Annotated in this window: 25 protein-coding genes and 1 pseudogene; 10 read left to right on the forward strand and 16 right to left on the reverse strand. The window is 40.3% G+C overall.

The window, feature by feature from the left end:
• From JWP71_RS12440 to JWP71_RS12450, 3 genes are all read right to left on the reverse strand, one after another.
• Positions 1-175: DUF3276 family protein (locus tag JWP71_RS12440; protein WP_299500472.1), on the reverse strand; the 175-nt coding region annotated here is incomplete at its 3' end.
• A 111-nt stretch (positions 176-286) separates the two neighbouring features.
• Complete coding sequence (locus tag JWP71_RS12445; protein WP_299500409.1) at positions 287-2,083, reverse strand: ABC transporter ATP-binding protein; 1,797 nt, start codon at positions 2,081-2,083, stop codon at positions 287-289.
• Positions 2,084-2,167: 84 nt separating this feature from the next.
• Complete coding sequence (locus JWP71_RS12450; protein ID WP_299500412.1) at positions 2,168-2,668, reverse strand: GNAT family N-acetyltransferase; 501 nt, start codon at positions 2,666-2,668, stop codon at positions 2,168-2,170.
• 130 nt (positions 2,669-2,798) lie between these two features.
• Between JWP71_RS12450 and JWP71_RS12455 the strand changes: the two genes are divergently transcribed.
• The 9 genes from JWP71_RS12455 (at position 2,799) to JWP71_RS12495 (ending at position 9,123) form a co-directional block, all read left to right on the forward strand.
• The gene (locus JWP71_RS12455; protein WP_299500415.1) at positions 2,799-3,884 is read left to right on the forward strand and encodes a Glu/Leu/Phe/Val dehydrogenase dimerization domain-containing protein; all 1,086 of its coding nucleotides are present in this window, start codon (positions 2,799-2,801) and stop codon (positions 3,882-3,884) included.
• Between the two features lie 43 nt (positions 3,885-3,927).
• Entirely contained in the window at positions 3,928-4,875 is a 948-nt protein-coding gene (nusB, locus tag JWP71_RS12460) for a transcription antitermination factor NusB (RefSeq protein ID WP_299500418.1), read from the forward strand.
• Between the two features lie 29 nt (positions 4,876-4,904).
• On the forward strand, positions 4,905-5,333 hold the full coding sequence (locus tag JWP71_RS12465; protein ID WP_299500421.1) for a DUF1573 domain-containing protein: 429 nt from the start codon (positions 4,905-4,907) through the stop codon (positions 5,331-5,333).
• A gap of 10 nt (positions 5,334-5,343) precedes the next feature.
• Entirely contained in the window at positions 5,344-5,661 is a 318-nt protein-coding gene (yajC, locus tag JWP71_RS12470) for a preprotein translocase subunit YajC (RefSeq protein WP_299500424.1), read from the forward strand.
• Between the two features lie 106 nt (positions 5,662-5,767).
• The gene (locus tag JWP71_RS12475; protein ID WP_299500427.1) at positions 5,768-6,715 is read left to right on the forward strand and encodes a CdaR family protein; all 948 of its coding nucleotides are present in this window, start codon (positions 5,768-5,770) and stop codon (positions 6,713-6,715) included.
• Positions 6,716-7,312, forward strand: coding sequence for a dephospho-CoA kinase (gene coaE / locus JWP71_RS12480; RefSeq protein WP_299500430.1), 597 nt, complete (start codon positions 6,716-6,718; stop codon positions 7,310-7,312).
• Between the two features lie 107 nt (positions 7,313-7,419).
• Complete coding sequence (locus tag JWP71_RS12485; protein ID WP_299500431.1) at positions 7,420-8,361, forward strand: MBL fold metallo-hydrolase; 942 nt, start codon at positions 7,420-7,422, stop codon at positions 8,359-8,361.
• A gap of 120 nt (positions 8,362-8,481) precedes the next feature.
• Complete coding sequence (locus tag JWP71_RS12490) at positions 8,482-8,640, forward strand: DUF5522 domain-containing protein (RefSeq protein ID WP_299500434.1); 159 nt, start codon at positions 8,482-8,484, stop codon at positions 8,638-8,640.
• Positions 8,641-8,673: 33 nt separating this feature from the next.
• Positions 8,674-9,123 (forward strand): MarR family transcriptional regulator, encoded by a 450-nt coding sequence (locus tag JWP71_RS12495; RefSeq protein ID WP_299500437.1) that lies wholly within the window; start codon positions 8,674-8,676, stop codon positions 9,121-9,123.
• 444 nt (positions 9,124-9,567) lie between these two features.
• On the opposite strand, the gene JWP71_RS12500 is transcribed toward JWP71_RS12495, so the two are convergent.
• The 4 genes from JWP71_RS12500 to JWP71_RS12515 form a co-directional block, all read right to left on the reverse strand.
• Positions 9,568-10,791, reverse strand: coding sequence for a DUF6596 domain-containing protein (locus tag JWP71_RS12500; protein ID WP_299500440.1), 1,224 nt, complete (start codon positions 10,789-10,791; stop codon positions 9,568-9,570).
• Position 10,792: 1 nt separating this feature from the next.
• Entirely contained in the window at positions 10,793-11,149 is a 357-nt protein-coding gene (locus JWP71_RS12505) for a YciI family protein (protein WP_299500443.1), read from the reverse strand.
• 442 nt (positions 11,150-11,591) lie between these two features.
• Complete coding sequence (locus tag JWP71_RS12510; protein ID WP_299500446.1) at positions 11,592-11,984, reverse strand: VOC family protein; 393 nt, start codon at positions 11,982-11,984, stop codon at positions 11,592-11,594.
• A gap of 61 nt (positions 11,985-12,045) precedes the next feature.
• Positions 12,046-12,672: a phosphatase PAP2 family protein gene (locus tag JWP71_RS12515; RefSeq protein ID WP_299500449.1), complete on the reverse strand. Its 627-nt coding sequence runs from the start codon at positions 12,670-12,672 to the stop codon at positions 12,046-12,048.
• Positions 12,673-12,870: 198 nt separating this feature from the next.
• Between JWP71_RS12515 and ssb the strand changes: the two genes are divergently transcribed.
• Positions 12,871-13,260: a single-stranded DNA-binding protein gene (gene ssb, locus JWP71_RS12520; protein ID WP_299500452.1), complete on the forward strand. Its 390-nt coding sequence runs from the start codon at positions 12,871-12,873 to the stop codon at positions 13,258-13,260.
• Positions 13,261-13,263: 3 nt separating this feature from the next.
• Here ssb and JWP71_RS12525 read toward each other — a convergent pair whose 3' ends face one another.
• From JWP71_RS12525 to JWP71_RS12565, 9 genes and pseudogenes are all read right to left on the reverse strand, one after another.
• Complete coding sequence (locus JWP71_RS12525; protein ID WP_299500455.1) at positions 13,264-14,037, reverse strand: FHA domain-containing protein; 774 nt, start codon at positions 14,035-14,037, stop codon at positions 13,264-13,266.
• A 9-nt stretch (positions 14,038-14,046) separates the two neighbouring features.
• Positions 14,047-18,138, reverse strand: coding sequence for an FtsW/RodA/SpoVE family cell cycle protein (locus JWP71_RS12530; RefSeq protein ID WP_299500458.1), 4,092 nt, complete (start codon positions 18,136-18,138; stop codon positions 14,047-14,049).
• Entirely contained in the window at positions 18,123-19,577 is a 1,455-nt protein-coding gene (locus JWP71_RS12535; RefSeq protein WP_299500460.1) for a protein phosphatase 2C domain-containing protein, read from the reverse strand. Before JWP71_RS12535 ends, JWP71_RS12530 begins: the two co-directional genes overlap by 16 nt.
• Positions 19,578-19,673: 96 nt before the next feature.
• Positions 19,674-20,624, reverse strand: coding sequence for a hypothetical protein (locus tag JWP71_RS12540; RefSeq protein ID WP_299500462.1), 951 nt, complete (start codon positions 20,622-20,624; stop codon positions 19,674-19,676).
• A gap of 83 nt (positions 20,625-20,707) precedes the next feature.
• A complete protein-coding gene (locus tag JWP71_RS12545) occupies positions 20,708-22,015 on the reverse strand; it encodes a serine/threonine-protein kinase (protein ID WP_299500464.1) in 1,308 nt (435 codons plus the stop codon).
• A 130-nt stretch (positions 22,016-22,145) separates the two neighbouring features.
• Entirely contained in the window at positions 22,146-23,021 is an 876-nt protein-coding gene (locus JWP71_RS12550; RefSeq protein WP_299500466.1) for a glycoside hydrolase family 25 protein, read from the reverse strand.
• Between the two features lie 162 nt (positions 23,022-23,183).
• Positions 23,184-24,131, reverse strand: coding sequence for a DUF4397 domain-containing protein (locus tag JWP71_RS12555; RefSeq protein ID WP_299500468.1), 948 nt, complete (start codon positions 24,129-24,131; stop codon positions 23,184-23,186).
• A 17-nt stretch (positions 24,132-24,148) separates the two neighbouring features.
• Complete coding sequence (locus JWP71_RS12560) at positions 24,149-25,726, reverse strand: SusD/RagB family nutrient-binding outer membrane lipoprotein (RefSeq protein WP_299500470.1); 1,578 nt, start codon at positions 25,724-25,726, stop codon at positions 24,149-24,151.
• A 10-nt stretch (positions 25,727-25,736) separates the two neighbouring features.
• Positions 25,737-26,362 (reverse strand): annotated as a pseudogene (locus tag JWP71_RS12565) (SusC/RagA family TonB-linked outer membrane protein); the annotation flags it as partial.

Genomic DNA, 26,362 nt, shown 5'->3' on the forward strand with positions numbered 1-26,362 from the left:
AAAATATTTTGTGTTTAATAAAAACTCCGTCTTCCAGCCTTTTTTTGCTTTCTGTAATAGTAACGTAGTAATCGTTTGACCGTGTTGCCTTTACATCAAAAAAATAAGTCCGTTTACCTGCTCTTACCTTCTTTGAAAAAACCTCTTCGCGCTCTCTGTTATCAAAATCTCCCATGTTTAATAATGTTGTAGTTTAGTTTTGTTAGGCATAAATATAAATAATTTTTCAAAGTGCAAGTATTAAAACAAATATTATTGCGTTTTTTTTGAAATTTATATATAAAAGTTACTTATCATTTTCGGGCACTTCTTCTTCAAGTAGTTGTTTTTCATACAATTCAAAGTAAGTTGCCTTTTGTTGCATCAGGTATTCGTGGTTGCCTTGTTCAATAATTTGGCCGTTATCCATCACCAATATTTTATCGGCATTTTTTATGGTTGATATTCTATGCGCTATAATAATATTTGTTTTGCCCTGCATAATATACCCCAGGTTTTGTAATATTTCTTCTTCGGTACGCGTATCAACTGCCGACAGGCAATCATCAAAAACCAATATCTGTGGATGTTTTACAATGGCCCGGGCAATAGATACCCGCTGTTTTTGCCCGCCAGATAATGTTATGCCGCGTTCGCCTATTAAAGTTTCAAAACCTTTTTCCAGCTCCATAATGTTGCGGTAAACCGCCGCATCTTTAGCGGCCTGCTCAACTACCGGCATATTCAGCACATCCGCGCTAAAAGCGATGTTGTTGGCAATGGTGTCAGAAAACAAAAATACTTCCTGCGGCACAAAGCCTATTTGGGCACGATAACCTTCCAGGTTAAGATGTTTTACCGGCTCATTATCAATTAATACCTCGCCGCCAGTGGTATCATACATCCGCAGCAATAAATTAGCTATGGTTGATTTGCCCGAGCCTGTGCGCCCTATAATAGCAACCATCTCGCCGGGGTGGGCGGTGAATGATACATTTTTTAACGCCTGTATGCCGGTATCCGGGTAGATGAACGATACATCCTTAAATTCTATCAAACCATTAATAATACGTTTTGGTGCATTGGGCGATAGTATCTCAGGCTGTTGATGTAGGAACTCATTAATGCGCTTTTGCGAAGCGGCCGCCCTCTGTGTTAAAGAGGTTACCCAACCCAGCGCCATCACCGGGAAGGTAAGTTTGTTCAGGTAAAAAATAAATTCGGCGATGTTACCTGGCGTGATAGTGCCCTTCATTACTTCAAGGCCGCCAACAAAAATGGTAATCACATTACTAAGCCCTATTAATAACAGCATAATAGGGTAGAAGGATGCCTGAACCTTTACCAATGCCATAGAATGCGTTTTATAATCCTCGCTTTCTAAAGCAAATTTTTTGCGGACTGAATCTTCCCGCACGTAAGATTTCATGATGCGGATACCCGAGAAATTTTCCTGTACAAAGCTTGATAGGGAAGAAAGCCGTTCCTGTATCTTTTCGCTGCGGAAATTGATAATGTTATTCACGTAGTATATTAATACAGCCAACACAGGCATTGGCAATACCGAAAATATAGCCAGCCGTACATTTACCGTGAGCATGGCATATATTACTAATACAAACACTGATATTGTATTACTGGCATACATAATACCAGGGCCAAGGTACATGCGCACACGATTAACATCCTCAGTAACGCGGTTCATCAGGTCGCCGGTATTGTGGCGGCGGTAAAAGGCAAGTGATAGCGCCTGGTAATGGTTGTATATTTCATTCTTCAGGTCATACTCAATATGGCGTGACATCAAGATGATAGTTTGACGCGTAAAGAATAAAAACAAGCCCGCAAGCAACGCCAGTATAAGTACTAATGCGCCAAACAACATTAGGCTCGATCCAAATATCTCATAGATCATTGCCTGCCGGTTAAAGCCCGAAAAAAGTTGGTAAACGCCAATATTCTCAGTAACCAGGTCAAACGCTACCCGGATAACCTGCGCGGGCAGTACACTAAATATATTAGAGATAACAACGAATAGTATACCCGGGATAAGATGCCAGCGGTATTTATAAAAAAATTTATTGAGGTAAGCGAGATCCTTCATGAATGGTAGTCCGAAAGGCCGAAAAGCCGGCATATCCGTAGGCAAAAATACGGTAATGAAATTGATTATTCAAGAAGTTTGGCATTAACGGGCTATTCTAAAAAAAGCCAACTCTTCCCCATTTCTTGATAAATTATCCATGCGCTTAAATCCTGCTTTTTCAAGCACGCGTTGCGATCCTGAATTTTCTAAAATGGTAACTGCCACAATTTCTAAAGTGTTTGTGTCTGATAAGCCATGGGTTATCATTGCAATAGCCATTTCTGTTGCTATCCCTTGTCCCCAGTATTTTTGTTCCAGGCTGTAACCCAGCTCAATTGTCCGTTGGTCATCATTAAAAGGGCGCAGCAGGCAACTTCCTATAAATTCGCCGTTAGCTTTATTAAATATACCCCATATCCCTATGGTTTTAGTGATGGGGTATTGATTTAATGCATTGTTAAATATATTTATCCGCTCGTCTCTGTCGCGCTTTGGCAGGTATAGTGCAACCTTTTCGTCTGTAAAATGATTTAGATAAATTTCTTGCTCCTCCTGTAAAAATTCACGGATAAATACTTGGCGAGTTTGAACGATGATACTCATGTACCAAATATACCTAATAGATTATATTAACCGGTTATCTTATGAAATGATGCATCAACTATTAACTACTTAACAAAACTCTTTGTAGCAATAAAAAAATATCTACTTTTGTTGTGCCTAACAACAATAAATGCTGACTAACGACCCCACAGAATCAATATTTTCAAAACTCGATACATTCGGTCATAAAAAAGTTGTATTCTGTAGTGACCCGGATACAGGTTTAAAAGCCATTATAGCAATTCACAATACGGTATTGGGCCCTGCTTTGGGCGGTATACGCATGTGGGCCTATAAAACCGAGCAGGATGCCTTATATGATGTGTTGCGCCTGTCAAAAAGCATGACTTATAAGGCTGCAATATCAGGCCTTAACCTGGGTGGGGGTAGCGCGGTAATTATTGGCGACTCGCACAAAAATAAAGGCGAAGCATTGATGCGTAAATTTGGCCGCTTTGTTAAGAACCTGAATGGTGAGTTCATTGCCGGTGAAGATGTAGGCACTAATCCGCGCGATATGGAGTATATTCGCATGGAGACCCAGCATGTTGCAGGTTTGCCCGAAAGTATAGGCGGCGGTGGAGACCCGGCACCCATAGCGGCAATGGGTGTTTTTATGGGGATTAAGGCATCTGTAAAAGAACTTTTTGGCACAGATAGCTTAACCGGTAAATCAGTTATTGTGCAGGGAATAGGCCATGTTGGCGAAAACCTGGTAAGGCTGCTGCGCGATGAGAATGTAAAAGTTTATGTAAGCGATATTAACGAAGAACAAAGCAGGCAAGTATCAAAAAAATATGGAGCCGAAGCAATATCAAATAATAACATTTTTGATATTGATGCTGATATTTATTCGCCATGCGCTTTAGGGGGAACGGTTAATACACAAACTATTAATAAGCTGAAATGCGCTATTATAGCAGGATCTGCAAATAACCAGTTGGAAGATGAAACGTTACATGGCCAGCTATTGCTTGAAAAAGGAATTTTATTTGCGCCCGATTATGTAATAAATGCAGGCGGTGTTATAAATTGTTACTCGGAATTGATGGGCTTTAGTAAAAAACGTTCATTGCAGTTAACCGAAAATATTTACGAGGCTACAAGGAATGTTTTAAAACTTTCCAGGACGGAAAATATTTCTACCATACAGGCAGCAAATAAAATTGTTGAAAAACGTATTATGGACATTAACAAAGTAAAATCAAGTTATTAAATAAATATCACACAGGAATCAATCCTAAATCGTTCTTACAAAAATGTTAAACAGAAGGCACCTACGGGTAAAAGTATTGCAGGCATTATACGCATATCATCAAACGGATGCGGGTAATATTAAACAGCACGAAAAAAACTTATTACTAAGCATTGATAAGGTGTACGAAATGTATATCTGGATGCTATCCCTAATATCAGAAGTGGTAGGTTACGCACAAACCGACGCTATCGACAGGGCACACAAACATTTACCCACTGCTGATGATCTGAACGCAAACCTTAAACTATTGACTAACCGGTTTGTAATATCCCTGAATCAAAACAAAGAATTTTTAGCCGGGCTTAAAAAATATAAGGTAGAATGGAACTTTGAGCCCGAACTGGTGAAAACCTTATTTACCAATTTGAAGGCCGCGCCCGAATACACCGACTACCTTCAAAAAACAGGTGATACTATTCAAACAGATAAAGACATAATTAAATTTATTTTCAAAAAAGTGATTTTAAAATCATCATTGGCCGAACAGGTTTTTGAAGAGATGTTTATTTTTTGGCCGGTTGATAAGGATGTTTTGCAGGCGTTAATAGCCAAAACGTTTAAAAACTTTTCTTTTGATGAACCCGAAAATAACAAACTGGCCGAGGTAACCGGCAATTGGGAAGAAGACAAGGAGTTTATTGTTAATCTTTTTGAAACCTCGGTACGTTACGATAAAGACTACCAGGAACTGATAAGCGCTAAAACCCAAAATTGGGAACCTGAGCGTATTGCTATGATGGATACGCTGTTAATGAAAATGGCTATTGCCGAATTTATTAACTTTGCATCAATCCCCGTTAAGGTTACTATTAATGAGTACCTGGAAATATCAAAGGAGTTTAGCACGCCAAAAAGTAATTCATTTATAAACGGTATATTAGACAAGATTTTATTTGAACTAAAAGCCAACAAGAAGATCAACAAAACAGGCCGCGGATTAATAGAATAAATAACTAAGCGATTAACGAATAATTAGCAATGAAGAAATTGTTTTTAGGCATAATGGTGGCAAGTGTATTAATGGCTTGCAATCAAACCGGTAAAACCAATAATACAACTACCGGTACAGCCAGTGCAGCCGGTGCAGCCAATGCGCCTATCATAAAATTTGAAAATGAAAGCCATGATTTTGGCAAGATAAAGCAAGGCGATAAGGTGTCATACAGCTTTAAATTTACCAATACCGGCAAATCGCCATTAATAATAACTAACGCTGTTGCATCTTGTGGTTGTACAACACCGCAGTGGCCAAAAACACCTGTATTACCGGGTACTGCGGGTGCAATATCGGTAACTTTTAACAGCACCGGTAAATCTGGCTTACAAGATAAGCAAATAACTGTTACTGCAAATACCAATCCGGCACAAAGCATGGTGCATTTAATTGGTGAAGTACTTACAAAATAATAATTTAAAAATGATAGCAACTATTTTATTACAAGCCGCGGGCTTTGATCCTAAACAACTGATTGTATTTGGTTTAATTATACTGGTGTTTTATTTCTTTATGATCCGTCCGCAGGTTAAAAAGCAAAAAGATCAAAAGAACTTTGTTAACGAGTTAAAAAAAGGCGACAAAATTGTAACAACCTCTGGCATGCATGGTAAAATTTTAGAGATAGCCGACGCTACTTTTTTAATTGAAACCGAAGGCGGCCAAAAAGTTAGGTTTAACAAATCGGCAATTTCTTTAGAAGAGTCGAAGGCGCTAAATACACCTGCTGTAGTTAAATAAGCACAGGGCTTAAAGCTGAAAGCTTATGCGTGAAAGAATACATAAAGCGGAAAGAGAAGCAATAATAGCTTTTACCTTTCCGCTTTCGGCTTTTAGTTAAACAAAAATGGCAATAATAAAACTATCAATAGTAGAACGTAGGCGTATATCGGCATTTTTTACCTGCCTGGTATTTGCTGCTTGTGCATGGATAGTTATTACCCTCTCAAAGCAGTATAACTACAACGTAAAAGAAATACTCACTTTTAAGAATGCTCCGCAAAAGCGGGCCTTTCATTCATTACAATCTGATACTGTTAATGTTACTGTAAAAGGAAGCGGGTGGCAAATGTTGTTTTCGAAAATTAATGAGCAAAACAAAATAATTAAGGTTGATCTGCGTACTTTGGATAGCGATGCTTATATAGTACTTAGCTCGCAATTACAGACTATAAATGCCGAAAAGGCAGTGAAAAATGAAATAATAGCTTTGAACCCCGATACGCTATATTTTGATTTTACAAACCGCAGCGAACGCCGTATACCGGTACATTTAATTAAATCGGTTAAGTATGAGCCACAGTTTAGCCAATCAGATAATATCATTATCAAGCCAGCCTACGTAACTATAAGCGGCCCAAGTAACCGTATAGATAAAATCGTTGCCTGGTATACAGATTCACTGGTATTAAGAAACGTGAGCGAAAACGTTAACTCAACTGTAAACCTGGCCGCATCAACCGAAGGTAATATTAGTATTTACCCTAAAACGGTGCAAGTTAAAATCCCGGTAGAAGAATATACAGAGAAGACAATAGAAGTACCTGTTAAACTGGTAAATAACAGTGATTTTTATAATATTAAAATATTTCCGCAGAAAGTTAAAGTAACTTTTACCACTTCGCTAAGTAAGTATGCAGATATTGATGAAAGCTTGTTTGAAGCGCAGGTAAACCTTGATCTTTGGCGCGTGTACGGTTATAATACCTTACCGGTAAAAATCACACAGTTACCGGCATTTTGTAAAATTGTAAGTATAGAACCGCGTAACATTGATTTTATTATTAAAAAATAAATGCTTAAAATAGGTATCACCGGTAATATAGGCAGCGGTAAAACCATCGTTAGCAAAATGTTTGGGGTGTTGGGCATCCCGGTTTTTTATGCAGATACCGAGGCGAAAAACATCATGACTGCCGATCCAATATTGGTAGCCAACGTAAAGAAAACCTTTGGCGACGCGGCTTATTTAGCCGATGGGAGCCTTGATCGTAAATATATAGCCAATATTGTTTTTAATGATGATAAAGAGTTGGCTAAACTTAACGCGCTTACACATCCTGCGGTATTCAGGGCTTTTGATGCCTGGGTTGCCGGGATTGACAACGTGCCCTATGTAATGAAAGAAGCCGCCTTACTGTTTGAAAGTACGTCCTATAAAATGTGCGATTATTCACTATTGGTGACGGCCCCTCTTGATCTGCGGATAGAACGCGTAACCAAACGCGATCATATTACACGAGCTGAAATTGAAGCGCGCGAAGCCAAACAATTTGCCGAAAGCAAAAAACGCAAACTGGCTGATTATATAATTGAAAACGACGAAACGCGATTGTTAATACCACAGATATTGGCATTGCATGAGCAGTTTCTTCAATTAGCAAAACCATAAAAAATTATGTCATTTCGACCAAAGGGAGAAATCTATACATTGACAGGTTGGCTACCTGAATATGTATAGTTTTCTCGCTATGCTCGAAATGACAGTGTCTCTTACTAATGAGTATACTCGACGATTTTATTCAAATTAATCCCACTGGCATCTATTGCAAATATGGCGATTTTTACCTCGATCCGCAGCAACCTGTAAAGACGGCGGTTGTATCCCACGCCCATGCAGACCACGCCGTAAGTGGAAACAAAGACGTTTATTGTACCCAGGCTACGCGCGAATTTATGTATCTTCGATACCATAGATCTGCCGCGCAGGTATTTAATATTGCGGGTTACAACCAGCCTTTTAAAATAAAGGATGTAACGCTCACTTTTGTATCCGCAGGGCACATGCTGGGCTCAGCAATGGTATTGATGGAATATCAGGGCAGCAGTTATCTTTATACCGGTGATTATAAATTACAACACGATGCTACCTGTGAACCAATTGAATGGGTTAATGCGGATGTACTGATAACCGAAAGTACTTTTGCCGATCCGAATATAATTCATCCCGATCCTATTGAGGAGATAAAAAAGCTTAATGGCATTAAAAGCAATATCCTGCTGGGGGCTTATGGGCTGGGCAAGAGCCAGCGTTTGGTAAGAATGATTAATGACCATGCCCCCCAGAAAAAAGTGCTTATACACCATCGTATTATGCCTATAAACCAGATCTACGAAAGGGCAGGGTTCGCTTTAGGTAAACATCAGCTATACGGGCGCAAACTAATGAAGGCACAGGAAGAGTTTGTGTATATTGTACCTCCTTTTACCTTTAATAGCTATATAAAAGCCACCGGGGTAAAACGGTTATTTGCCTCGGGCTGGAAAAATTTACAAGTGAACAGGGAGGATACTTTATTTATATCAGACCATGCCGACTGGAATGATATTTTAGAAGCTATAAAAGAAGTTAACCCCAAGCAGGTGTGGACGTTGCATGGTAATGGCACTCATTTAAAAACTCATTTAAATAATAAAATTTTTGTAAAATTGCTTAATTAACAGTGGAAAAGGAAGAGAATTTCACCAGTAAGGGGGCGGACCGATGTTTATCAAAACTATAAATAGTAATAGCGCGCATTTCGATGCTGCTATCCTGTTAATTGTTTAACTGAAACCGTGATGCAGGAAAATGTAGATTATTATATTAACGAGGACGGCAACTTCGTGTTTACCGAAGCTTACCATTTAAAGCGCGGTTATTGCTGTAAAAACAAATGCCTGCATTGCCCATGGCATTACGGAAAAGATGAAGAAAACAATAAATCAGATAAAAAATGAAGATATTTGCATCTTCAGGAATAATATATAACAATGCGGATAGACGACGAAATACAAAGCTCTAAATTTGAGGATAACTACCAGAAGGCAGTTATAAACATCTTTTATACCGAAGGGTGGCTTAATAATTCTTTGCGCTGCCATTTTGAAAAGTATAACATAACCAATCAACAATTTAATATTTTGAGGATATTAAGGGGCCAGTACCCTAAACCGGCTACGGTTAATATGCTTAAAGATCGGATGATTGATAAAATGAGCGATGCCTCGCGCATAGTTGATCGCCTTGTGCAAAAAGAAATGATAACCCGTTGTACTAATAATAAAGACAGGCGCGCGGTTGATATCCGTATAAGTGACAAAGGTTTGGAAACTCTTGCCACCATGGATAATGAATTTAAAACTAAAGACTTCCTTAAAAATAACCTCACTAACGAGGAAGCCGGCCTGTTAAGCGACCTGCTGGATAAGTTGAGAGGGTAGTTTCTTCTTTCCCGGTAGGGCAGACGCATTAAAATAATAATACACATAATTAGGAGGCTCCGATGGAGCCTTTCTAACTTTATAGCTTATGTCTATAAACAGGTGACTCCTCCGGAGTCAAATGCCCGCTTTGTTTCAGCAAATATTGGCTCCAGAGGAGCTCCCTGTTTATAGACAAAAGACAAACCCTATTTTGGCTCCATCGGAGCCTCCTTATTTATTATGCGATTATTTTAATGCGTTTGCCCTGTTCATCCCGGTAGTTAGCTATCAAATATCAATTTCGAATTTTACGGGTATTATACTGATCTGCGTTGGAGCGACAGGCACATCGGCTGCGGAAAGAGCGAAATTATTCCCAGGTTCATATTGAAAACGTATCAGGGCCATCCTTCTGGCAGATGACAAAGCAACTAAAAGCGATTTGCCGATATAGCATTGATCTCACAGTCTGTCAATCTTCTTTTGAAGAATTTGCTTATCCGTATCAGTTTTAGCTAACTCTAAGGCCTTTTGAAATTTCAGTTTGGCTTCATTGTTATCAATATCTATGTACAATTCGCCCAGTAAAGCATAATAAAACTGGTTTCCGGCTAAATTAAGTTTCTCTGCTTCAATAATCACCTCCTTCTTGCCGTTTACTTTCGATAAGGCATAGATCCTGTTAAGCGCGGCGATGGGCGAGTATTCTATTTGCAGCAATTGGTCGTATAAGCTTAATACAATTTGCCACTTTTCTTTGGTATCTGTTTTTTGGGTTTGCCAATAGGCTATGGTAGCTTCTAAATGATATTTAGATTCTATACCGTTTGCAGCACAGTTTAAAAAATAAGCGCCTTTGCTTATCAAGTCAGTATCCCAAAGGCTGGTATCCTGGTCGTTATACAAAACATGCTCACCATTTTTGTTTACCCGGGCATTAAACCTTGATGCATGAAAACACATCAGCGAAAGTAAAGCATTTACCCTTGGTTTATTGGTTTGCCGGTTCTCTACCAGCATGGTGCACAACCGCATTGCTTCCAGGCAAAGATCCTTGCGCAGCGTTTTATTTTGACTTATTGAGTAATATCCCTCATTAAATAATAAATAAATGGTGGTTAATACCGGCGCCAGCCGTGCGTCAATTTCAGCTTCGCCCGGCATTTCAATCTTGATCTTTAGTTCGCGCAATTTCTCTTTGGCACGAAATAAACGTTTATTAATAGTTTCTTTGTTTGATAAAAACGCATCAGCAATCTCCTCAATACCAAGGCCGCAAAGTATGCGAAGGGATAATCCAATTTGTGCCTCGGGCGGGATAGCCGGATGGCAGATAGCGAACATCATTTGCAGCTGGCTGTCGTTTATGTTTTGCGGCGATAGGTCTATCTCTATTTCATAAAATTGAGGCGTGGTATTTTGTATGGCAGGAGATACCTTGCTGCCGAATAATGAATTGCGGTGCAAATGATTCTTTGCCTTGTTCTTTGCTACATTATATAGCCAGGCAGCTGGATTTGGCGGCAAGCCCTTGATGCCCCATGTTTGAGCGGCAGTGGCAAACGTCTCGCTGGCTATGTCCTCCGCAATTTCCATTTGGTCAAACCCGAAATGGCGGCAAAGTACCGAAACTATTTTCCGGTACTCTGTCCTGAATAAATGGGGGATGATCTCCTGTTGGTCCATGTTAATGAATGCCGTCGTCTTTTGCCAATTTTCTTACTTCAACCGTATTGCCTTCGCCCTGTAAAACAGGGCATCCTTTTGCAAATTCGGCAGCTTCGTCAGCTGAGTTGGCTTTAACAACAACGTAGCCGCCAAGCGTTTCCTTAATTTCGCCAAAAGGGCCGTTGGTAACCATTTTATTATGATGTACCACGCGGGCATCATCAAATAACAAACCGTTGCCCTTGCCCTCAAAATTGCCTTTGGCTGCAAGAGCGCCCAGCCAGTCCATAGTTTGCTGCATCCATATTTGCATTTGCTCTGGCGATGCTATTTTACCACCATCTTCGTGCCTGAAAATTAACATATACTCTTTCATCTTTTTAATTTTTAAATGTTACCGAATAAGTGAATTATACACACATAACAAATGGAATTTTATGAATTGGACACGGTATAAATAAAAATGGGTGTTATGGACTAAGCGATATTTGCGTTTGCAAATAATCGTATTGGTGGCATTATCCCGATAGCTATCAGGGATATCAGTGATTTTGTTTCATCTTGTTTCAAATAACTTGTTTCACCACTCCTAAAACTATCAATTTGTAATTATTTGATTATCAATTAATAATATTAAAATTATACTTAAAAATACTGACGAATAAGTTGTTACATTTTGTTACATCACTTTTTCGTAATTTGCTCATAAGCAATACTTTAAGTCGAAATCTTGTTACACTTGTTACATTTTGTTACACATTCGCGTGTAACAAAACACGTTTTTGTCATTGCTGGTCTGCCGAAGCCCGTGGTACTATTTATTGCAAATTAACCTGCCACGATACACCATACCTATCATTAACCCAGCCAAACTTTTTACTGAACCCGTAATTGCCAAGCGGCATAGCCACATTGCCGCCAGCACTAAGCATGGCATATACATTTTCTATTTCGCCCTCATCTTCGCAATTAACATAAATAGAAATGGCCGGAGTAAAAGAAAAAGAATGTTTTATCGCACTGTCAATACACTTAAACTCCTGGCCATTTAATGAAAACGTGGCGAGCATAATGGAGCCATCTTCGCCGGGCCCATCTTTGTCATAACGCATAACATTTAAAACAGATGAATTTTTAAACAAGGCTACATAAAAATTCATGGCTTCTTCGGCTTTGCCTTCAAACATTAAAAACGTGGTGAATTTTTGCATGGTGTTAATTGTTTAATCTTGATTATAAATTGGGTTGATGTAAAGTAGCTATTGGAACAGATTAACTAATTAGTTTTTTCTGCCATTTCCAAAATATCCATCCAACCAAAAGCCCAACCAATATGCCATAAATAGCCCCGGCCGTAACATCAATAGGGTAGTGCACCCCAACATACACCTGCGCAAAGCTGATAGCCGCCGCCCATAAAATACTTGCAGGCAATACCCATTTATAACGCCTATAAAATATCATACTCAAACAAACGGCTATGGCAAAGTGGTCGCTGGCATGGGTGGATGGGAAGCTGTAGCCTGTTCCGCAATCAACACGGCTTACAATGGTTGCCGCCATTGCAGGGTCATTGCATGGGCGTACACGTTTATAAAACGATTTAATGATGGTAGCGCTGCCATTTTCGGCCACGCCAAAGGTAAGCGCCAGTAATACAATAATAATTACACCTTGTTTTTTATATCGCCAAAGGCAAAAAATAAAGATAAAAACATATAAAGGGATCCATACCAACCTGTTACGCAGAATAGGCATCAGCACGTCAAAAAATGCGTTGCCCAGGTCGTGGTTTATAAAATGAAACAGGTGCCGGTCAAGTTGTAGCAGATAATCGGGCATGGCGTTTAAATAGGGTGTAAAGATAATAGAATAATCAGCCTCTTCATCAATTGACATTAAGGTTGTCCCCGATAATTCAATGTTTACCAGGGATTAATTTTACGGACAAAAATTGACGGCAGCAAATTTTAAAATTTTTCAAACATATCCCTTTCGCCGGGGTTACATTTAATAGGACGCTTGTTTTTCCTACTGATTTAGACTGCCTTATTCACCAGGCCGCCGTTAAACGATGGCGCCATTACCTTTGCAAGTATGTCAGGAATCAATAAAGTTATTTTAGTAGGCCATCTGGGTAAGGATCCGGATCTGAGGGTTCTTGAAGGCAATGTCCCTGTTGTAAGCTTTCCCTTAGCCACAAGCGAATTCATCAATAAAAATGGCGCTAAAGAAGAACAAACCGAATGGCATAATATTGTGGTGTGGCGCGGGCTTGCGGAAGCAGCTGCGAAAATATTGCGGAAAGGGAAACTCATCTACCTTGAAGGGAAATGCCGTACGCGTTCCTTCGAGGACAAAAATGGCATCAAGCGTTATACGACAGAGGTTGTGACGGATTCTTTCACGATATTGGGCAGGGATAGTGATTTTGATGCCGAAACACGGCCGTTAAAACCTGCGCCACTTTATAAGACGAACCCCTAATTGTTAGCTATAACTAAACTCTACCACTGCCGATTCTCCTAAAATTATCTGATCGCCATCGGCTAACTGATGTCCGATATGCATTGAATTAAGCTTGATCAAATTTTCATTATTAATTGAACGTATTTTTATTTTATTTCCTGGGGGAATGCCGCCCTCGTCTGCAAAGATCATAAAACAGCCTTTTTCATTGTTCCATTCTATATGGGCATGTTGCCGGCTAATATATTTGTTAGGCTCTTTGTCGCTATCGCCCGGAAACGCCAGGTGATTATGTCTGAAAAAACCTTCATCAACCTGCACCCGCTTTTCCCGGCCTATATTAATAACGCCATCTTTCGAGGTGATATGATATTCTTCTTTTTCTGCTTCTCCGGCAAGCACCCTGATATATCCTTCACCCTGCTTTTGTATGGTATGATCCTTTGTTTGAATAAAGATGGCAGCATACAGACCGTTCAGTCTAATTGCTTCCGGCGGAAACTCCGATTTGAAAGTTAAGTCAAGGGTCCAGTTTGCGGGAAGATCCAGGGCGAAATCATCAGCAATTCGTTGAATCTCCTGTTTAAATTTATCTTGTTCATCAAGGTAAACAGCGGCTTCGTATATATGTTTGTCAGTCACATTTTCTAATATATAAAAATTTATGCCTTTGATATTGCGCCCTTCGCCACCTTCGGCCTTTTGTAATTGCTCTTTAACAGCTTGCAGGAATGTGTTGCGTAAACTTTTTACGTCATTGGGTCTGCTATTGCCTTTACTAAATAAGTTAAACATAATAATTTCTTAATTTGAACTTGATTCCGTTTCTTGTGGTTGGACGGCTATACTTTTTATATATCCTTTTTTTAATAAAAAAGGAATAACATGCCGGCCGGCAAGCCTTACAGCATCTGCCGACCCTTTAGTTGATTCTATCCGTATGCAAACCACTATGTTCCCCGTTCCCTTAGCTGTTGGAGCAAAAAAAACATACCAGCCGTCATTTATACTTTGCTGCTTCCATATACGCTCTGGTGTACCGGTTTTACCGGCCACACTTATTCCTAATATCGGCACCTTTGGTGCACTTTGCTCAATCATATATTTAGTGATAAGGGCAGTGTATTGCGGCTCATCAGCCAATTTTATGCTGGGTTTAACAGGCTGTATAGTATCACTTATTTTTAAAACAAAGCGGTTAGCAACTAACTGCCCGTTATTAGCTACCCCCGATACTAATCTTGCAACTGCGGCGGGTGTTGCAATTAGCTCACCCTGTCCCCATGCCATACCCGAAATGCCTTTGGCTCTTGTGCGCCTGATATTATTCGGATCATATTTTGGTTTTGTATTAAACTCTGTTTTGCGCCATAGGTCGCGCCATTTTTCTTCCTGTGTTGTATTGTCAGGTTGCTTATTATAGAAGTAGCCACCTACGCCGTGCAAAAACATGCCTGTTTTTAAATAGAGGGTTGCCATATCTTCCTGCAGGTGTTCCTGGTTAGCCAGCTTTATAAAATACACATTGTTTGATTTAGCTACCGCTCTTTCCAATGTGATTACACCTGTTTCATCAGGCTCAATTCCTTTAGTGCGGATACGTTCATACGTACTAACGGTGAATTTTTTATTGGCAGCTTCCAAGCCTAACTTGTTAAATGCGGCCATTGTGGTAAGTACTTTTGCTGTCGACCCCGGTTGAGTGGCGTAAGTAAAGCCAAGATCGCTAGTGGTTACCCATTGCGATAATTTGTTCTGTTCATTAACCGGCATAGTAAGCTGATCCCAGTTATGAACAGGAGGTAAAGGATATACAGCCGAAGCTAAAACATCACCTGTGGATGGCTGCATAATTACTACCGATACCCGGTTATCATTCAGGGAAGTGTCACCGGCTATTGATTTTTGTATGTTTGTTTGCAGTTGTGCATCCATGGTTAACTGCACATCACGGTTACCTAATTTAAATACGTCTACCGCCGTGCTATTTATGCCCGCGATAAGTAATGGGGCCAGTGCGCTATAATCTTTTTTGCTAACTGTCATTTCTTTTATGCCGCGGGGTAAAAATCTGTCTTCCTGATAGCGACTGGCGTGGGTATTGTAATTGGTTATGGGCATTTTAAAACCACGCAATTCTGCAGCGTGCTCATACTCGGCAAAATAGCCGTTTATACTACCGTTAAATACTGCTGTATTAGCATCACCCACCCAAAAAAACATTTGCTCTTCAAATGGATAATAACGGGTGAGGCGCTTGTGCATAGCCGAATCCAGGTTATAACCTTGCAGGCCGGATGCATTTAATAAATTCCGTTGCTTTTTGATGAGATCAGGATTACTGGTTGCCAATATGCGGCCATCCCGGTCATACAGTGTTCCGGCCTGTAGCTTATTCATTAAAATTGCGATACGCGGATTATAGCTAAACATACGAGCGCCACTTCTATCAGCTACTAATGATGGTTTAACCACCCATTTTGCATTATCAAACAAATAGCGGGATACATTTACGGTTAATAATAAAATGCCAATACAAGCCATTATTAAAGCAGGAACAAGATTTCTATCCTGTTGCTTAGTAATAAAGCTCATTTGCACAGGCGTGCCTTTTATAGTGGAGGCAGAAAGTAAAAAACCCGCAGCGATAAAGTTAGCCACCAACGATGATCCGCCGTAACTTTCAAACGGAAGGGAAACGCCAGAGAGGGGCAGGGCACCAGTAGAGCCGCCCGCTATCAGCAAGAATTGCACAAAGGTGCAAACGCCCACACCGGCACATAAATAAAACAGGAACGGTGTGCCCGTTTTCCGCCCTATAATGATGGCTCTGTGTAAATATAAGAGGAACAGCAGAAATATGCATACGATTCCTGTCCAGCCAAATTCTTCGCCGATGGAGGGCAGGATCATATCAGTATGCGCTTCGGGTATTGTTTTGGCAAAACCCTGGCCAATACCCTGCCCGGTTACACCACCGCTCGACATGGCCCATAGCCCGTTGGCTACCTGGTCGCCGCCGTACACCTCATTGTCCCAGGCATCCTGCCAAATAGCTTTACGGTCCACCAAACGTTGTACCGGCCCCGGAATAAGTTTATCCAGGTGAGGTATTTTATCTATGGTTAGAAATCCGGCAATAATTACCAAGGCCATTATAGCCGATTCGCTTAATTGTTTGCGTTTAAATAATGTTACCACCAGTAACATGGCTACAGTTAGTGCTGCCGAAATCCAGATATTTTTAAATATCCACGTGATGAGCACATAAAACACTACCGCTATTGCCATAAATGTAAAATCGCCACGCGAAAAAGAGAAAAGGATAATAAACGTAAAACAGATTACGATGGCTGGCCCCAGATCGCCCAGCATCAGGAACAGGAATAGCGTAATTCCAACTGCAATAAGTGCAACCGAAAAGAATGACCATCTTTTTTCCCAACTTGCATATTCGCTGATAAATTTTTCATTAATGGAGAAGAAACCTGCTAAAAATATTATAACCAGGTATTTAACTATTTCGCTGGGCTGAAAGCCAAATAAATTTACCTTTACCCCGCTTCCCTCGGGGCCCGCACCAAAACGTATAGTTAACATCAGTAAAATGATGGCAATAACGATCCATGGCCAGCCATTAGCGGCTTTACGGTTATTTTTAAAAAGCAACAAGCGGTATAGGGTTGAGTCGACTGTGAACCGTCGCAGGTTAAACAGCATCATAACTATCATGGCAATAAAGCCCACCACCAAATAAACCAGCGAATCTTTTGCCAAAAAGCGGTCGCGCAAAGGATCTTGTAAACTTAAAAGTGTTAAAAAGGATAACCCCGTTAGGATCATTATAAAGGGCAGTATCAGCTGATCGGCTGAAAGGAATTTCCAGCTGAACAGCAGGTGAGTAATAAAAAACAGGGCAAAAAAACTAACTGCAATTATCCCGAACCATAAATTAAATTCGGCCGGCATGCGTATAATTAATGATTTTTCTTTTTTCAGGATATTAAAATCGCGGGTAGATAATAGTCTTATACTATGCGGTGACTGATAGAAGTTAAAAACTTCGTTATTATCTAAATTATCGGTGCCTAATGACCGCCCGAACTGGTAACCCGGCTGCAGGGGCAAAACACTGAATGCTTTATTGGCCGGCAAATTTTTGAAAGTATATTGTCCCTGAGCATCTGTACGGGCAAATGCTGTTAATGATTGAAGGTGAGATTGCCCGTTCTGGCCGAATACAAATACCTTTTTATAGCCGGGGCCATTCTCTGCTTTAGTTTTAACCTGGCTGGCTTCTTCATCATTATAAGTGCTGTCTTGTGGTAAAATCATTTGCAGGCGCACCAATATACCTGTTACAGGGATCTTTACTTTAAATACGGTACCTGATATAGAACTACCAGATAAGCCAACATCAGTAACAGAAGGCAATACCGGCGGATGTGTTTTTTCCTGCACAAAACGCAGAGAGTCCTCGCCCGTATAGCCTAATAATGACCGGGATACAACTACCCTGTCATGGAAGGATTTACCACCCTTGTTCATCGCAACTTCTGCGTCAACATTATATTTCCGCTTGTTTAACTCGCCTATATTTTCAAATTTACCTGTAGCAGAGGTTGTGCGCTCACTAATCACACTTCGAATCAGGTCTATGTCGAGCCTGTCTTCAAAGTAATAGCCTTTTACTAACAACGACCAGATGTGCGTCGCTGGCGCTTTGGCGTTAAGGTTTACCATAGTACCATCCTGCAGGCGTTTATCTACATCAATAAAATTTCGTTGTTCTAAATAAAATAAGCGCAAAAAAAGCAGGCCTAATACCAGCGCTATGACTAATAAAAACAGGCGCTCCTTTTGTCTGCTGGCTGGTAATGCTATTTTTTGTTCCATACTTTTGGCTTGTCAGTAACGGGCAGTGAGTCATCTTTTAAGCGGACGGCAGTTACCTTACCATTAATGTATTTTTTTCCGGGTATAACAAATACATTTTCAAGCGCAGCCAAACAATTAATGAACCGCGTGTTTTTTAATGACAGCGAAGTATTAAAGGCTAACACCCCAATATTAAAGTTATTGATTATCAAGCTATCCAATACCATGCTTTTGCATCTCGCAGACAGATTAAACGCAGCACCATTATAGTCCGGGTCGCTTTTCAACTCTACTTTTCCGTGGGCTTTAAGTAAAACGCTGTCTTTGTTAATCCGGATAGCCCGGCTAATAAGTATGGGCATTTTGTAGGCTGTATCTTCAATAATTACTACGTATCCTTTTGCATGGTCAATGGCATTCTGCAATTTAATTTCCTGGCTGTTGCGTTTTTTTATATCCTTGAAAACGGCCTTTGTCGGCGGCGTGTTTTTCTCATTTATTTGTTGCACATATAACCAAATACTTGAAGCCAAAAATATCAGCATCAATATAGTTAACAGGGTAATAAGGCCGGTTGATTTTTTGCCAACAGGTGCAGGCTGCGGGGTTATTGGTTTATCCTGTATTTGTTCAGTTACTGTAGGGCCAACTTTTTCATCTTTTTTTTTAGTGATTGCTACCGGCATTGTAACATCAGGAGTTAATGACTGCTTATTGTTTTGTACCAATACCACTGTTATATTATCTCTCCCGCCGTGGTTATTAGCCGTATTTATCAGCTCCTGGCATTTATCTTTTAACGAATTATTTTTGGTTATTATAGTTGTAATTTCTGCCTTTCCTACCATATCTGTTAATCCATCGCTGCAAAGCAAAATTATATCGCCTGGTAAAAAAGGAGATTGGCCCGTTTCTGCATAATCAGTGTCATGAGTTAACATCGCTTCGAAACCTAACGCTTTATTGATCTCGTTGCGCTTTGGGTGGGTCATTGCTGTTTGTTCATCAATTCTGCCGGAATCTTCCAAATAGCCAACAAAAGACTGATCATGCGAGATTTTAACGAGTGAGCCATCGCGCAGTAAATACAGGCGGGTATCACCAACGTGGACATAATAAAACTGATTGTTTTCAATATCAGCCAAAGCAAGTGTGGCCACGCAGGCCATGCCATTATGCTCCTTAACCTGTGTTTTTTCCGTTAGTATTTTTTCATTTGCCTGGTTAAAGCAGTCAATCAGCATTGGGATAATTTCTTCTGAAGGTTTCCCGAGCCTTTGCAGAATAGCTTCCCGGGCAAACAAAGCGGCAATTTCGCCGCCCGAATAGCCACCTACGCCATCTATTACAGCCGCTATGATAACCCCGTTGTTTGCATGCTGTTGGGCAATAAAGGTGTCTTCATTATTTTTCCGCTCCTTGCCGGTATCGGTTAGTCCGAAATACTGATCATCCATTAGTTTTGCCTGAGTTTTTAATATCAAAAAAATGAATAATGAATAACAAGCTCACGATAACTAATAAACTTGCTGATAAAATCTGCGACATAATACTTATGATTTAAATAGGTTAACCCCAACAATACCGTTCAATAATATTTTTGAATTTACAGGCAATTCTACCCATGCAGGCGAATTAACATCGCTTTTAGTTACTTCCTTTTCATTTAAAATAGTACGTTCGCCGTATGATGCCAGGTAAAATTTGCCATCCGATTTGTTGTACCTGATCTGCAAGTGAGGCGAGTTCACCCATTCGGTTGGTATTTTAAAGATATTTGAATCTAAGCGGCTTTCTTCTTCCCCTGAAACTATAATTTCATCATCATTCATTATATATTCCACCTTTTTGCCGGCAAATTGCTTCTCGGGCAAAATAGTTTCAAAACGCGCGTATATTTTTTTGCCTATGCTATCCAAACTCTGTTCGTTATATTCCAGATCTTCTATATAAGGCAATTCATAATAACCGTCGCTGTAATAATTAAAACCCTTTAACAATTCCTCGCTAACATCAAATGTTTGTGCAATGCCGGTTTGCCGCGGAATAAAAGTAACCCTTAAATTTTCTTCCTTTTTTGCACCTCCCGGCAACAACTTGCCGATAAACCCTATATCGCCGCTGGCATAGTCAGGGTGTGATACTAACCTGAATACCCATTTTGAACTTGATGGCATCACCGTTTTACCGCTTAAACGATACTGTTTTAATAATTCATAGAATTTTTTCACGGTTTCGTTAACAATAAGACCAAAAATGCCTTGTTTATTATTCATAAATTCCTGGTAATCTTTCGGATTAAAACTTATGATGTATTCATGATAAAAAACTATACGATCAGCAAAAGACAACTCGCGGATGGAATCGTTAAATTTCGCTATCACATAATTATAAACATTATCAGGCGTAAGTATTTGCTGATTTTTTGATTTGGAGGTATTTTCATTAGTTAAAAACCAATCTTGTATACCCATACGCTGCCAAATAGTACTTTTTGAATCCATGTAAATATATAATTCTGATCAGGCTATACCCGCCAAATAAACAGTGAGTGCCTATTATAATAATGAGTTAATTGTTTAATTTATTAGTTATTAATTTCCGAACTATCCATTGCCGTGCTATCATTTTGTCGGTTTTTTTGCCTGAGTCTTTCAATTTCATCATGTATAGTTTGTCTTGTTACAGAATCGGCAGCCTTTGTTCTGTCACGATAAGTGTTTTTTTGGTTGTTTAATGCAGCACTGTCGCCGGTTCTAACAGAATCAACAGGCTTATAGGTGCTTACCGGAAGTGTTTTTGAACGGTTATGAAATAAAGAATATGCGGTAAACCCCATAAATCCTAAAAGTAATAATAGCAGGCCGGCAAATACCGGTTTTGATAGCTGTACTTTATTACCGACATTGGCCCGGTTTACAACCGTTGCCGGCTCATTTACTTTTTTAAGTTCCTTTGCTATTATTACCGAATTGGTGTTGTTAATATCAGCAATGCTATTCTGTACTATTGCCTGATGAAGTTCCATGCCATTGGCATACCTGTTTTCTGGTAACTTTTCCAGGCATTTATAGATCAATTTTAATAGCCAGGCCGGTACCTGCATTTCCCACATTTGCTTTTCATCAGGCCAGCTTACAGGTAAGTTTTGTTTTCGTAATGTTAAAATATCCGGAACCGGCGACTCCATGTGGGCCACCATTACCGTGTTTCTGGCTGTTTCACCATTATCTTGCAGTGGAAATGGCACCCGCCCCGCCAACACTTCATATAAAATTACACCATAACTATAAATATCTGTTTGGAACAGCATGTTGCCCTCATTTTGTTCGGGAGCCATAAACTCAATTGCTCCGGCATGGCGCATACTGCTGCGGCGCTCTTCGTCTGACATGATAGACAAGCCAAAATCCAACAATACATAATTGCCAGTATTTACATTGAATTTTATGTTATTGCTTTTTATATCCCCATGCTTAACACCCACTTTGTGGCAATGCAATAAGGCGCAAGCCAACTGATCGGCCAGTTTAATCGCCTCTTTAATGGTAAATATTTTTTCATTCGGCGGGGCCAGTAAATCTCCCAGATCCGGGCCCTCAATAAATTCCATTTCTATAAATGGGAACGAACCACTTTCGGTAATGCCCGAATTTAATATTTTTACCACATTTGGATTCGGCTCTTCATTAACCTTTTTTAGCTTTTCTACCTCATTTATAAAGTTGCGGTAATTTTTGTCCTTTGCATCTTCTGATTGAATGGGTGTCGGTAATATTTTTACAGCACTAATAATAGGCCCCATTCTGCGTCCCTTATATACCGAGCCCTGGCCACCAGTGCGCAGCGCACCCATATTTTCTAAGCCTTTTGTTATTGTAAATACCTTACTCATTAAATAAATATACCATATAATTATGAAAGTATATTTATAACGGAAATGTCTCTTTTATGTTCTCTTAGATGAAAGAAAACACTGACAAGTATGGAGAACGCAGGTACAAAAATGGTGTCTGCTAATAATATTAAGGAATTAACAATTTACTAAAATTCAGGCTATCTCCTTTGAAGGCATCAAAATCCACGGTGTGGTTAATGCCATTGATCCTTGCGATATCAGAATGCTGCCAGAATACCCAGGGGGTATTTTTGCCAGCCTGTAATTCTTCCTGGTAATAATGTGCTATCCATAAATGATAATGGTCAAAATAACCCGCCAGGTAGTCGTTATAAAAACTTAAACCCGTATAAATAATAGGTTTCACCTTTGTGCTTGATTCCATGTGGGTTAAAAAGGCTTTCAGCTCCCTGCGCATTGTTTCGGGCGGGGTTCCGTCTAAACGTTCAATATCAACAACCGGTGGCAGGTCACCTTTTTCCATCTTCACGTTTTGTAAAAAAAAGCGCGCCTGCCATAATCCGTTCTTGTTAGCCCGAAAGAAGTGATAGGCACCACAGGTAATGCCGACTTTAGGGCCTTCGCGCCAGTTTCTTTTAAAATAAGGGTCTACTGTAAGCAGCCCTTCAGTAGCTTTAATAAAAGCGAAGCTGATGTGTACGCTATCCTCATTCATGGCTTTAACCCTTTGCCAGTCAATCTTTCCCTGAGCGTAAGATACGTCGATACCATGAATAGTATATTTAGACGGGATAGGGATGTTAAAGCTTTTATAGGTACGATAATGCGGGTTCTCTTTTATATCTTTAAACCACTGCCAGGTAGCAATGAAAGTTTTAAGCACATAACCATAATAAAATGGGGAGAGTAATATCAACAACAGGCCGGCAACCATCCACCTCAATGGAGCTTTCCATGATGATGTTTTTTTTCTTCTGACCGGTGCTTTTTTCTTTTGCCCGGATTTTGATTTCGATAAGGGAGGTTTTTTGGGTGCAGCCACTCGGCTAAATTACTAACTTACTTCTTATCCGGTGAAGTATACTGATCGCTTTTTTAAGAAATTTTTAAAGCGGTTTATAAATAAAAAACGAATACCTGAGCCACTTCTGGCTCAGATATTCGTTTTTTATTGCAGGATTTTGCTAAGGGGTAATTATTTTTTCTATTTGTTAGTATAAAATACTAACTGTGCCGGAGCAAAATAAATTTCAGGGTATTTAGTTGAAGGATCAGTAAGCGGCAACGTAGGCCTTGCACTTGCTTTAAGTGTGATGCTGGTACCCGGCACTGCATAATCTGCGGCAAGGCCCCTTCCTATAATCGTATAATACCTTCCCTGTGCCATTGAAACTGCCGAAGACACAGTGCCCAACTTGATAGTTGTACCCGTTCGATATAACTGAAACGTATAGTTTGTAAGCCCTGCAGGGTTAACACTTACAGGTACAAAAGGGGTAACGGTGCTATAGGCAATATTATTAAAAATAGTTGTGGTTGTGGCCGTTGTTGCCCCTGTTAAAGTAGCGGTTGCTGTCATATCAACCGGGGCGCCGTTGGGTATCATATAAGCTAAACGTACATAAGCCATACCACTTGCCCAATCAGGAAATGTATCATTTACAACCGTAATTCCCAATGGCGAAGTTACAGAACCGGGCAAACCTGAAGCAAATACCGAGTAAGCGGTACCATCAGTAGTGGATTTAGTTGCTGTGCCTATTACGGCACCCGGCGCACTTGTTTGCGCGCTAATTAATGCGGGTAAAGGAATAGAGGCCTGTACCTTAAAAATTGTACTCCCGGAAGGCACCACCGCATAGTTACTGCCTGGGAAAAGACCCAGATACGAGGCTGCAGTACCGGTATAATTATAAGATATACCAGTTACTATAGAAGTTACCAGCGTATTGTCTGTTACAGAAATTGACGACACAGGAGTGATTTTTATGCCATTTACATAGCCGTCAATAGCTGGTGTGCCGGGAGCAGTATGCAAAAACTTAACAGAAACGCCTGTTACTGCATCGCCAAATTGAGTTATTACACTTTTTTTACAGGCGGTTATGCCTGTAAGCAATAACCCGATAAATAGGTATGATAGTTTTTTCATGTAAAATGTCATTTATTTTATGGTAAAATAAAATATGGTTTTGTTGTATGATAATCAGGCGCTAATGCGCCTATGGCTTTTAGTGCCGGTACGTTCCAGATATACTCTGAGTTGTAACGTGGGCGCACTACGTACACTTGTTTTCCCGCGTTGTCAGGATATAAAGTTCCCGGCTTGATAAAGCCTTGAAAAATTGTGGCATCATAACCATACCTGCGCTCGTCAGACCATGCTTCTATCGGGTTCCATAAAAACAAGGCAATAAATTTTTGTTGTAATATGTCACTCAATTTTAAAGTAGCGGCTGATTGCCTTACGCTCGGTCCTGTTAAATACTTATTTTGGGCAGCAACTGATATGTAATTCTGAGTGCCCGTTAGCGAAGCGCCGATTGGGGGATTACTTGCAAAATCAAGGGCTTTAGTTACACCATTTATATAGGCAGTATAAGCTCCGCTTATATCGCCTTTTTTGTAAAGGGCCTCTGCTTTCATAAATTGCAGTACCGGATAAGTCATTAAAACCCCCCTGGAATTATCGTTAAACAGGTATTTACCCGAGGTTGCGGAATTAATGGCTATAGCACCCGCAAATGCAGGAATAAGCGTATTGGGATCTGCCGAATTAATATCACCCAGAGGCGGAGTAACACCCCGGTAAGCGCCGTCTTTACTAGCCATCAGCAACAAAGGCAAGCGCGGGTCTGCTGTAAGGTCCTGTGCTGCAGCGCCTGCAAGTATACGGCCATCAAGCAATTTGACTATATAATCCGACTGACGAAAGCTTCCAAGATTTCCGCGGGTAGGCCCCCAGAAATTAGCATCAGTTGAACTGGTGGCAGCACATTGCACACTTGCATTGTCTGCATTGCTGGCAAATGAAAGATCAACAAATTTCGCAACTGAATCTGCACTAAATGTAGACTTATTAGTAAAATGCAGCGCGTTTTGCGCCAATATAGAATAAACAAATTTTATCCATTTACTGCGGTCGCCATTAAACATATAATCGCCTTTGGAAAGCGGTATAGACATGCCGGTGATACCGTCGGCTTTTATGGCCTGGTTAAAATATTGAAGGGCAAGGCGGCAATCTTTTACCGCTTCGGCATATACGGCCTGTGGCGGGTCGTAATCAAAAGTAAGCTTTGTGGGATCATAAGCTTCATTAACTATCATGTAGTTATATATATCGGCACCATTTTGCCATCCCCAGGCACGTAGCGCATAGCAAACGCCCAGGTATTCTAATTTATTATGGGCGGTAGCATCAGCCATCATTAAGGTTACGTTTTGCCCCAGGCTAAAATAAATTGTGCGCCACATTTCACCATTAGAATCTGTACCCGGCGCATAGCCTTCTTCATCCCAAACGTTGTTAGCGCCTGATGAACCCCATATCTGCGCGTACTGGCCTATATAACGGCTATCATACCAAATACCCCTGGCCATACCCGCTTCAATAGGGGGTAGTAAACTGGCAGCATCCACAATGGTAGGGGCATTGGGGTTAGTATTGATATCTACAAATTTTTTGCAGCTGCTAACCATATTTAAGGTTAGTAAAGCGCTTAATGTATATATGAATTTTTTCATGTTGTTTGTCTTATAATTTCACACTTACTCCAAAAGAAATTGTACGGGGTGCAGCCAGTGTACCATAGTCAAATCCTGCCGCGCCCGAACCTCTTGTAGAAGAGTTGGTGCCATTTACTTCAGGATCAGCGCCCGTATAGTTTGTTAACAGGAACACATCAGTAGCAGTTACATAAATACCGAACGATTTAAATACTTTTTGTTTGGCAAGCAATGATGACGGAAAGGTATAGCTCAACGTTACATCCCGCAGCCTGAACGTACTGATATCGTGTTCAACAAAGTCAGATTCGATAGCATTGGTATAATAACCGGTTTGATAGTAAGGATTTACCTGTATGGTATTAACCGTTGGAGCGGCAGAATTTTCATTGCCATCTTTTAATACCCCCGGCACTACCACCGGTGTTTGCCGGTTTACCGTACGTGCGCTTAATCCGTAACGTGTCAGGAATAATTCATTACCATTAAAAACATCGCCGCCTTTTCGATAATCTAACAAGAATGACAAGGCAAAGTTTTTATAGGTGAAATTATTGCCAAAACCCAGCGTGAACTGAGGCTGACGGTCGCCCACTGTTACAAACGTACCGTTAGATATAGGCATGCCGGTAGATGGATCTACCAGTATCTGCC

The organism is Mucilaginibacter sp. (genome assembly GCF_028287845.1).
Lineage (GTDB): Bacteria > Bacteroidota > Bacteroidia > Sphingobacteriales > Sphingobacteriaceae > Mucilaginibacter.

What these genes read in the sequence shown, in the direction of transcription:
- JWP71_RS12445 (WP_299500409.1), bottom strand. Translation starts at nt 2,083, where the DNA reads ATGAAGGATCTCGCTTACCTCAATAAATTTTTTTATAAATACCGCTGG.
- JWP71_RS12450 (WP_299500412.1), bottom strand. Translation starts at nt 2,668, where the DNA reads ATGAGTATCATCGTTCAAACTCGCCAAGTATTTATCCGTGAATTTTTA.
- JWP71_RS12455 (WP_299500415.1), top strand. Translation starts at nt 2,799, where the DNA reads ATGCTGACTAACGACCCCACAGAATCAATATTTTCAAAACTCGATACA.
- nusB (WP_299500418.1), top strand. Translation starts at nt 3,928, where the DNA reads ATGTTAAACAGAAGGCACCTACGGGTAAAAGTATTGCAGGCATTATAC.
- JWP71_RS12465 (WP_299500421.1), top strand. Translation starts at nt 4,905, where the DNA reads ATGAAGAAATTGTTTTTAGGCATAATGGTGGCAAGTGTATTAATGGCT.
- yajC (WP_299500424.1), top strand. Translation starts at nt 5,344, where the DNA reads ATGATAGCAACTATTTTATTACAAGCCGCGGGCTTTGATCCTAAACAA.
- JWP71_RS12475 (WP_299500427.1), top strand. Translation starts at nt 5,768, where the DNA reads ATGGCAATAATAAAACTATCAATAGTAGAACGTAGGCGTATATCGGCA.
- coaE (WP_299500430.1), top strand. Translation starts at nt 6,716, where the DNA reads ATGCTTAAAATAGGTATCACCGGTAATATAGGCAGCGGTAAAACCATC.
- JWP71_RS12485 (WP_299500431.1), top strand. Translation starts at nt 7,420, where the DNA reads ATGAGTATACTCGACGATTTTATTCAAATTAATCCCACTGGCATCTAT.
- JWP71_RS12490 (WP_299500434.1), top strand. Translation starts at nt 8,482, where the DNA reads ATGCAGGAAAATGTAGATTATTATATTAACGAGGACGGCAACTTCGTG.
- JWP71_RS12495 (WP_299500437.1), top strand. Translation starts at nt 8,674, where the DNA reads ATGCGGATAGACGACGAAATACAAAGCTCTAAATTTGAGGATAACTAC.
- JWP71_RS12500 (WP_299500440.1), bottom strand. Translation starts at nt 10,791, where the DNA reads ATGGACCAACAGGAGATCATCCCCCATTTATTCAGGACAGAGTACCGG.
- JWP71_RS12505 (WP_299500443.1), bottom strand. Translation starts at nt 11,149, where the DNA reads ATGAAAGAGTATATGTTAATTTTCAGGCACGAAGATGGTGGTAAAATA.
- JWP71_RS12510 (WP_299500446.1), bottom strand. Translation starts at nt 11,984, where the DNA reads ATGCAAAAATTCACCACGTTTTTAATGTTTGAAGGCAAAGCCGAAGAA.
- JWP71_RS12515 (WP_299500449.1), bottom strand. Translation starts at nt 12,672, where the DNA reads ATGTCAATTGATGAAGAGGCTGATTATTCTATTATCTTTACACCCTAT.
- ssb (WP_299500452.1), top strand. Translation starts at nt 12,871, where the DNA reads ATGTCAGGAATCAATAAAGTTATTTTAGTAGGCCATCTGGGTAAGGAT.
- JWP71_RS12525 (WP_299500455.1), bottom strand. Translation starts at nt 14,037, where the DNA reads ATGTTTAACTTATTTAGTAAAGGCAATAGCAGACCCAATGACGTAAAA.
- JWP71_RS12530 (WP_299500458.1), bottom strand. Translation starts at nt 18,138, where the DNA reads ATGGAACAAAAAATAGCATTACCAGCCAGCAGACAAAAGGAGCGCCTG.
- JWP71_RS12535 (WP_299500460.1), bottom strand. Translation starts at nt 19,577, where the DNA reads ATGGATGATCAGTATTTCGGACTAACCGATACCGGCAAGGAGCGGAAA.
- JWP71_RS12540 (WP_299500462.1), bottom strand. Translation starts at nt 20,624, where the DNA reads ATGGATTCAAAAAGTACTATTTGGCAGCGTATGGGTATACAAGATTGG.
- JWP71_RS12545 (WP_299500464.1), bottom strand. Translation starts at nt 22,015, where the DNA reads ATGAGTAAGGTATTTACAATAACAAAAGGCTTAGAAAATATGGGTGCG.
- JWP71_RS12555 (WP_299500468.1), bottom strand. Translation starts at nt 24,131, where the DNA reads ATGAAAAAACTATCATACCTATTTATCGGGTTATTGCTTACAGGCATA.
- JWP71_RS12560 (WP_299500470.1), bottom strand. Translation starts at nt 25,726, where the DNA reads ATGAAAAAATTCATATATACATTAAGCGCTTTACTAACCTTAAATATG.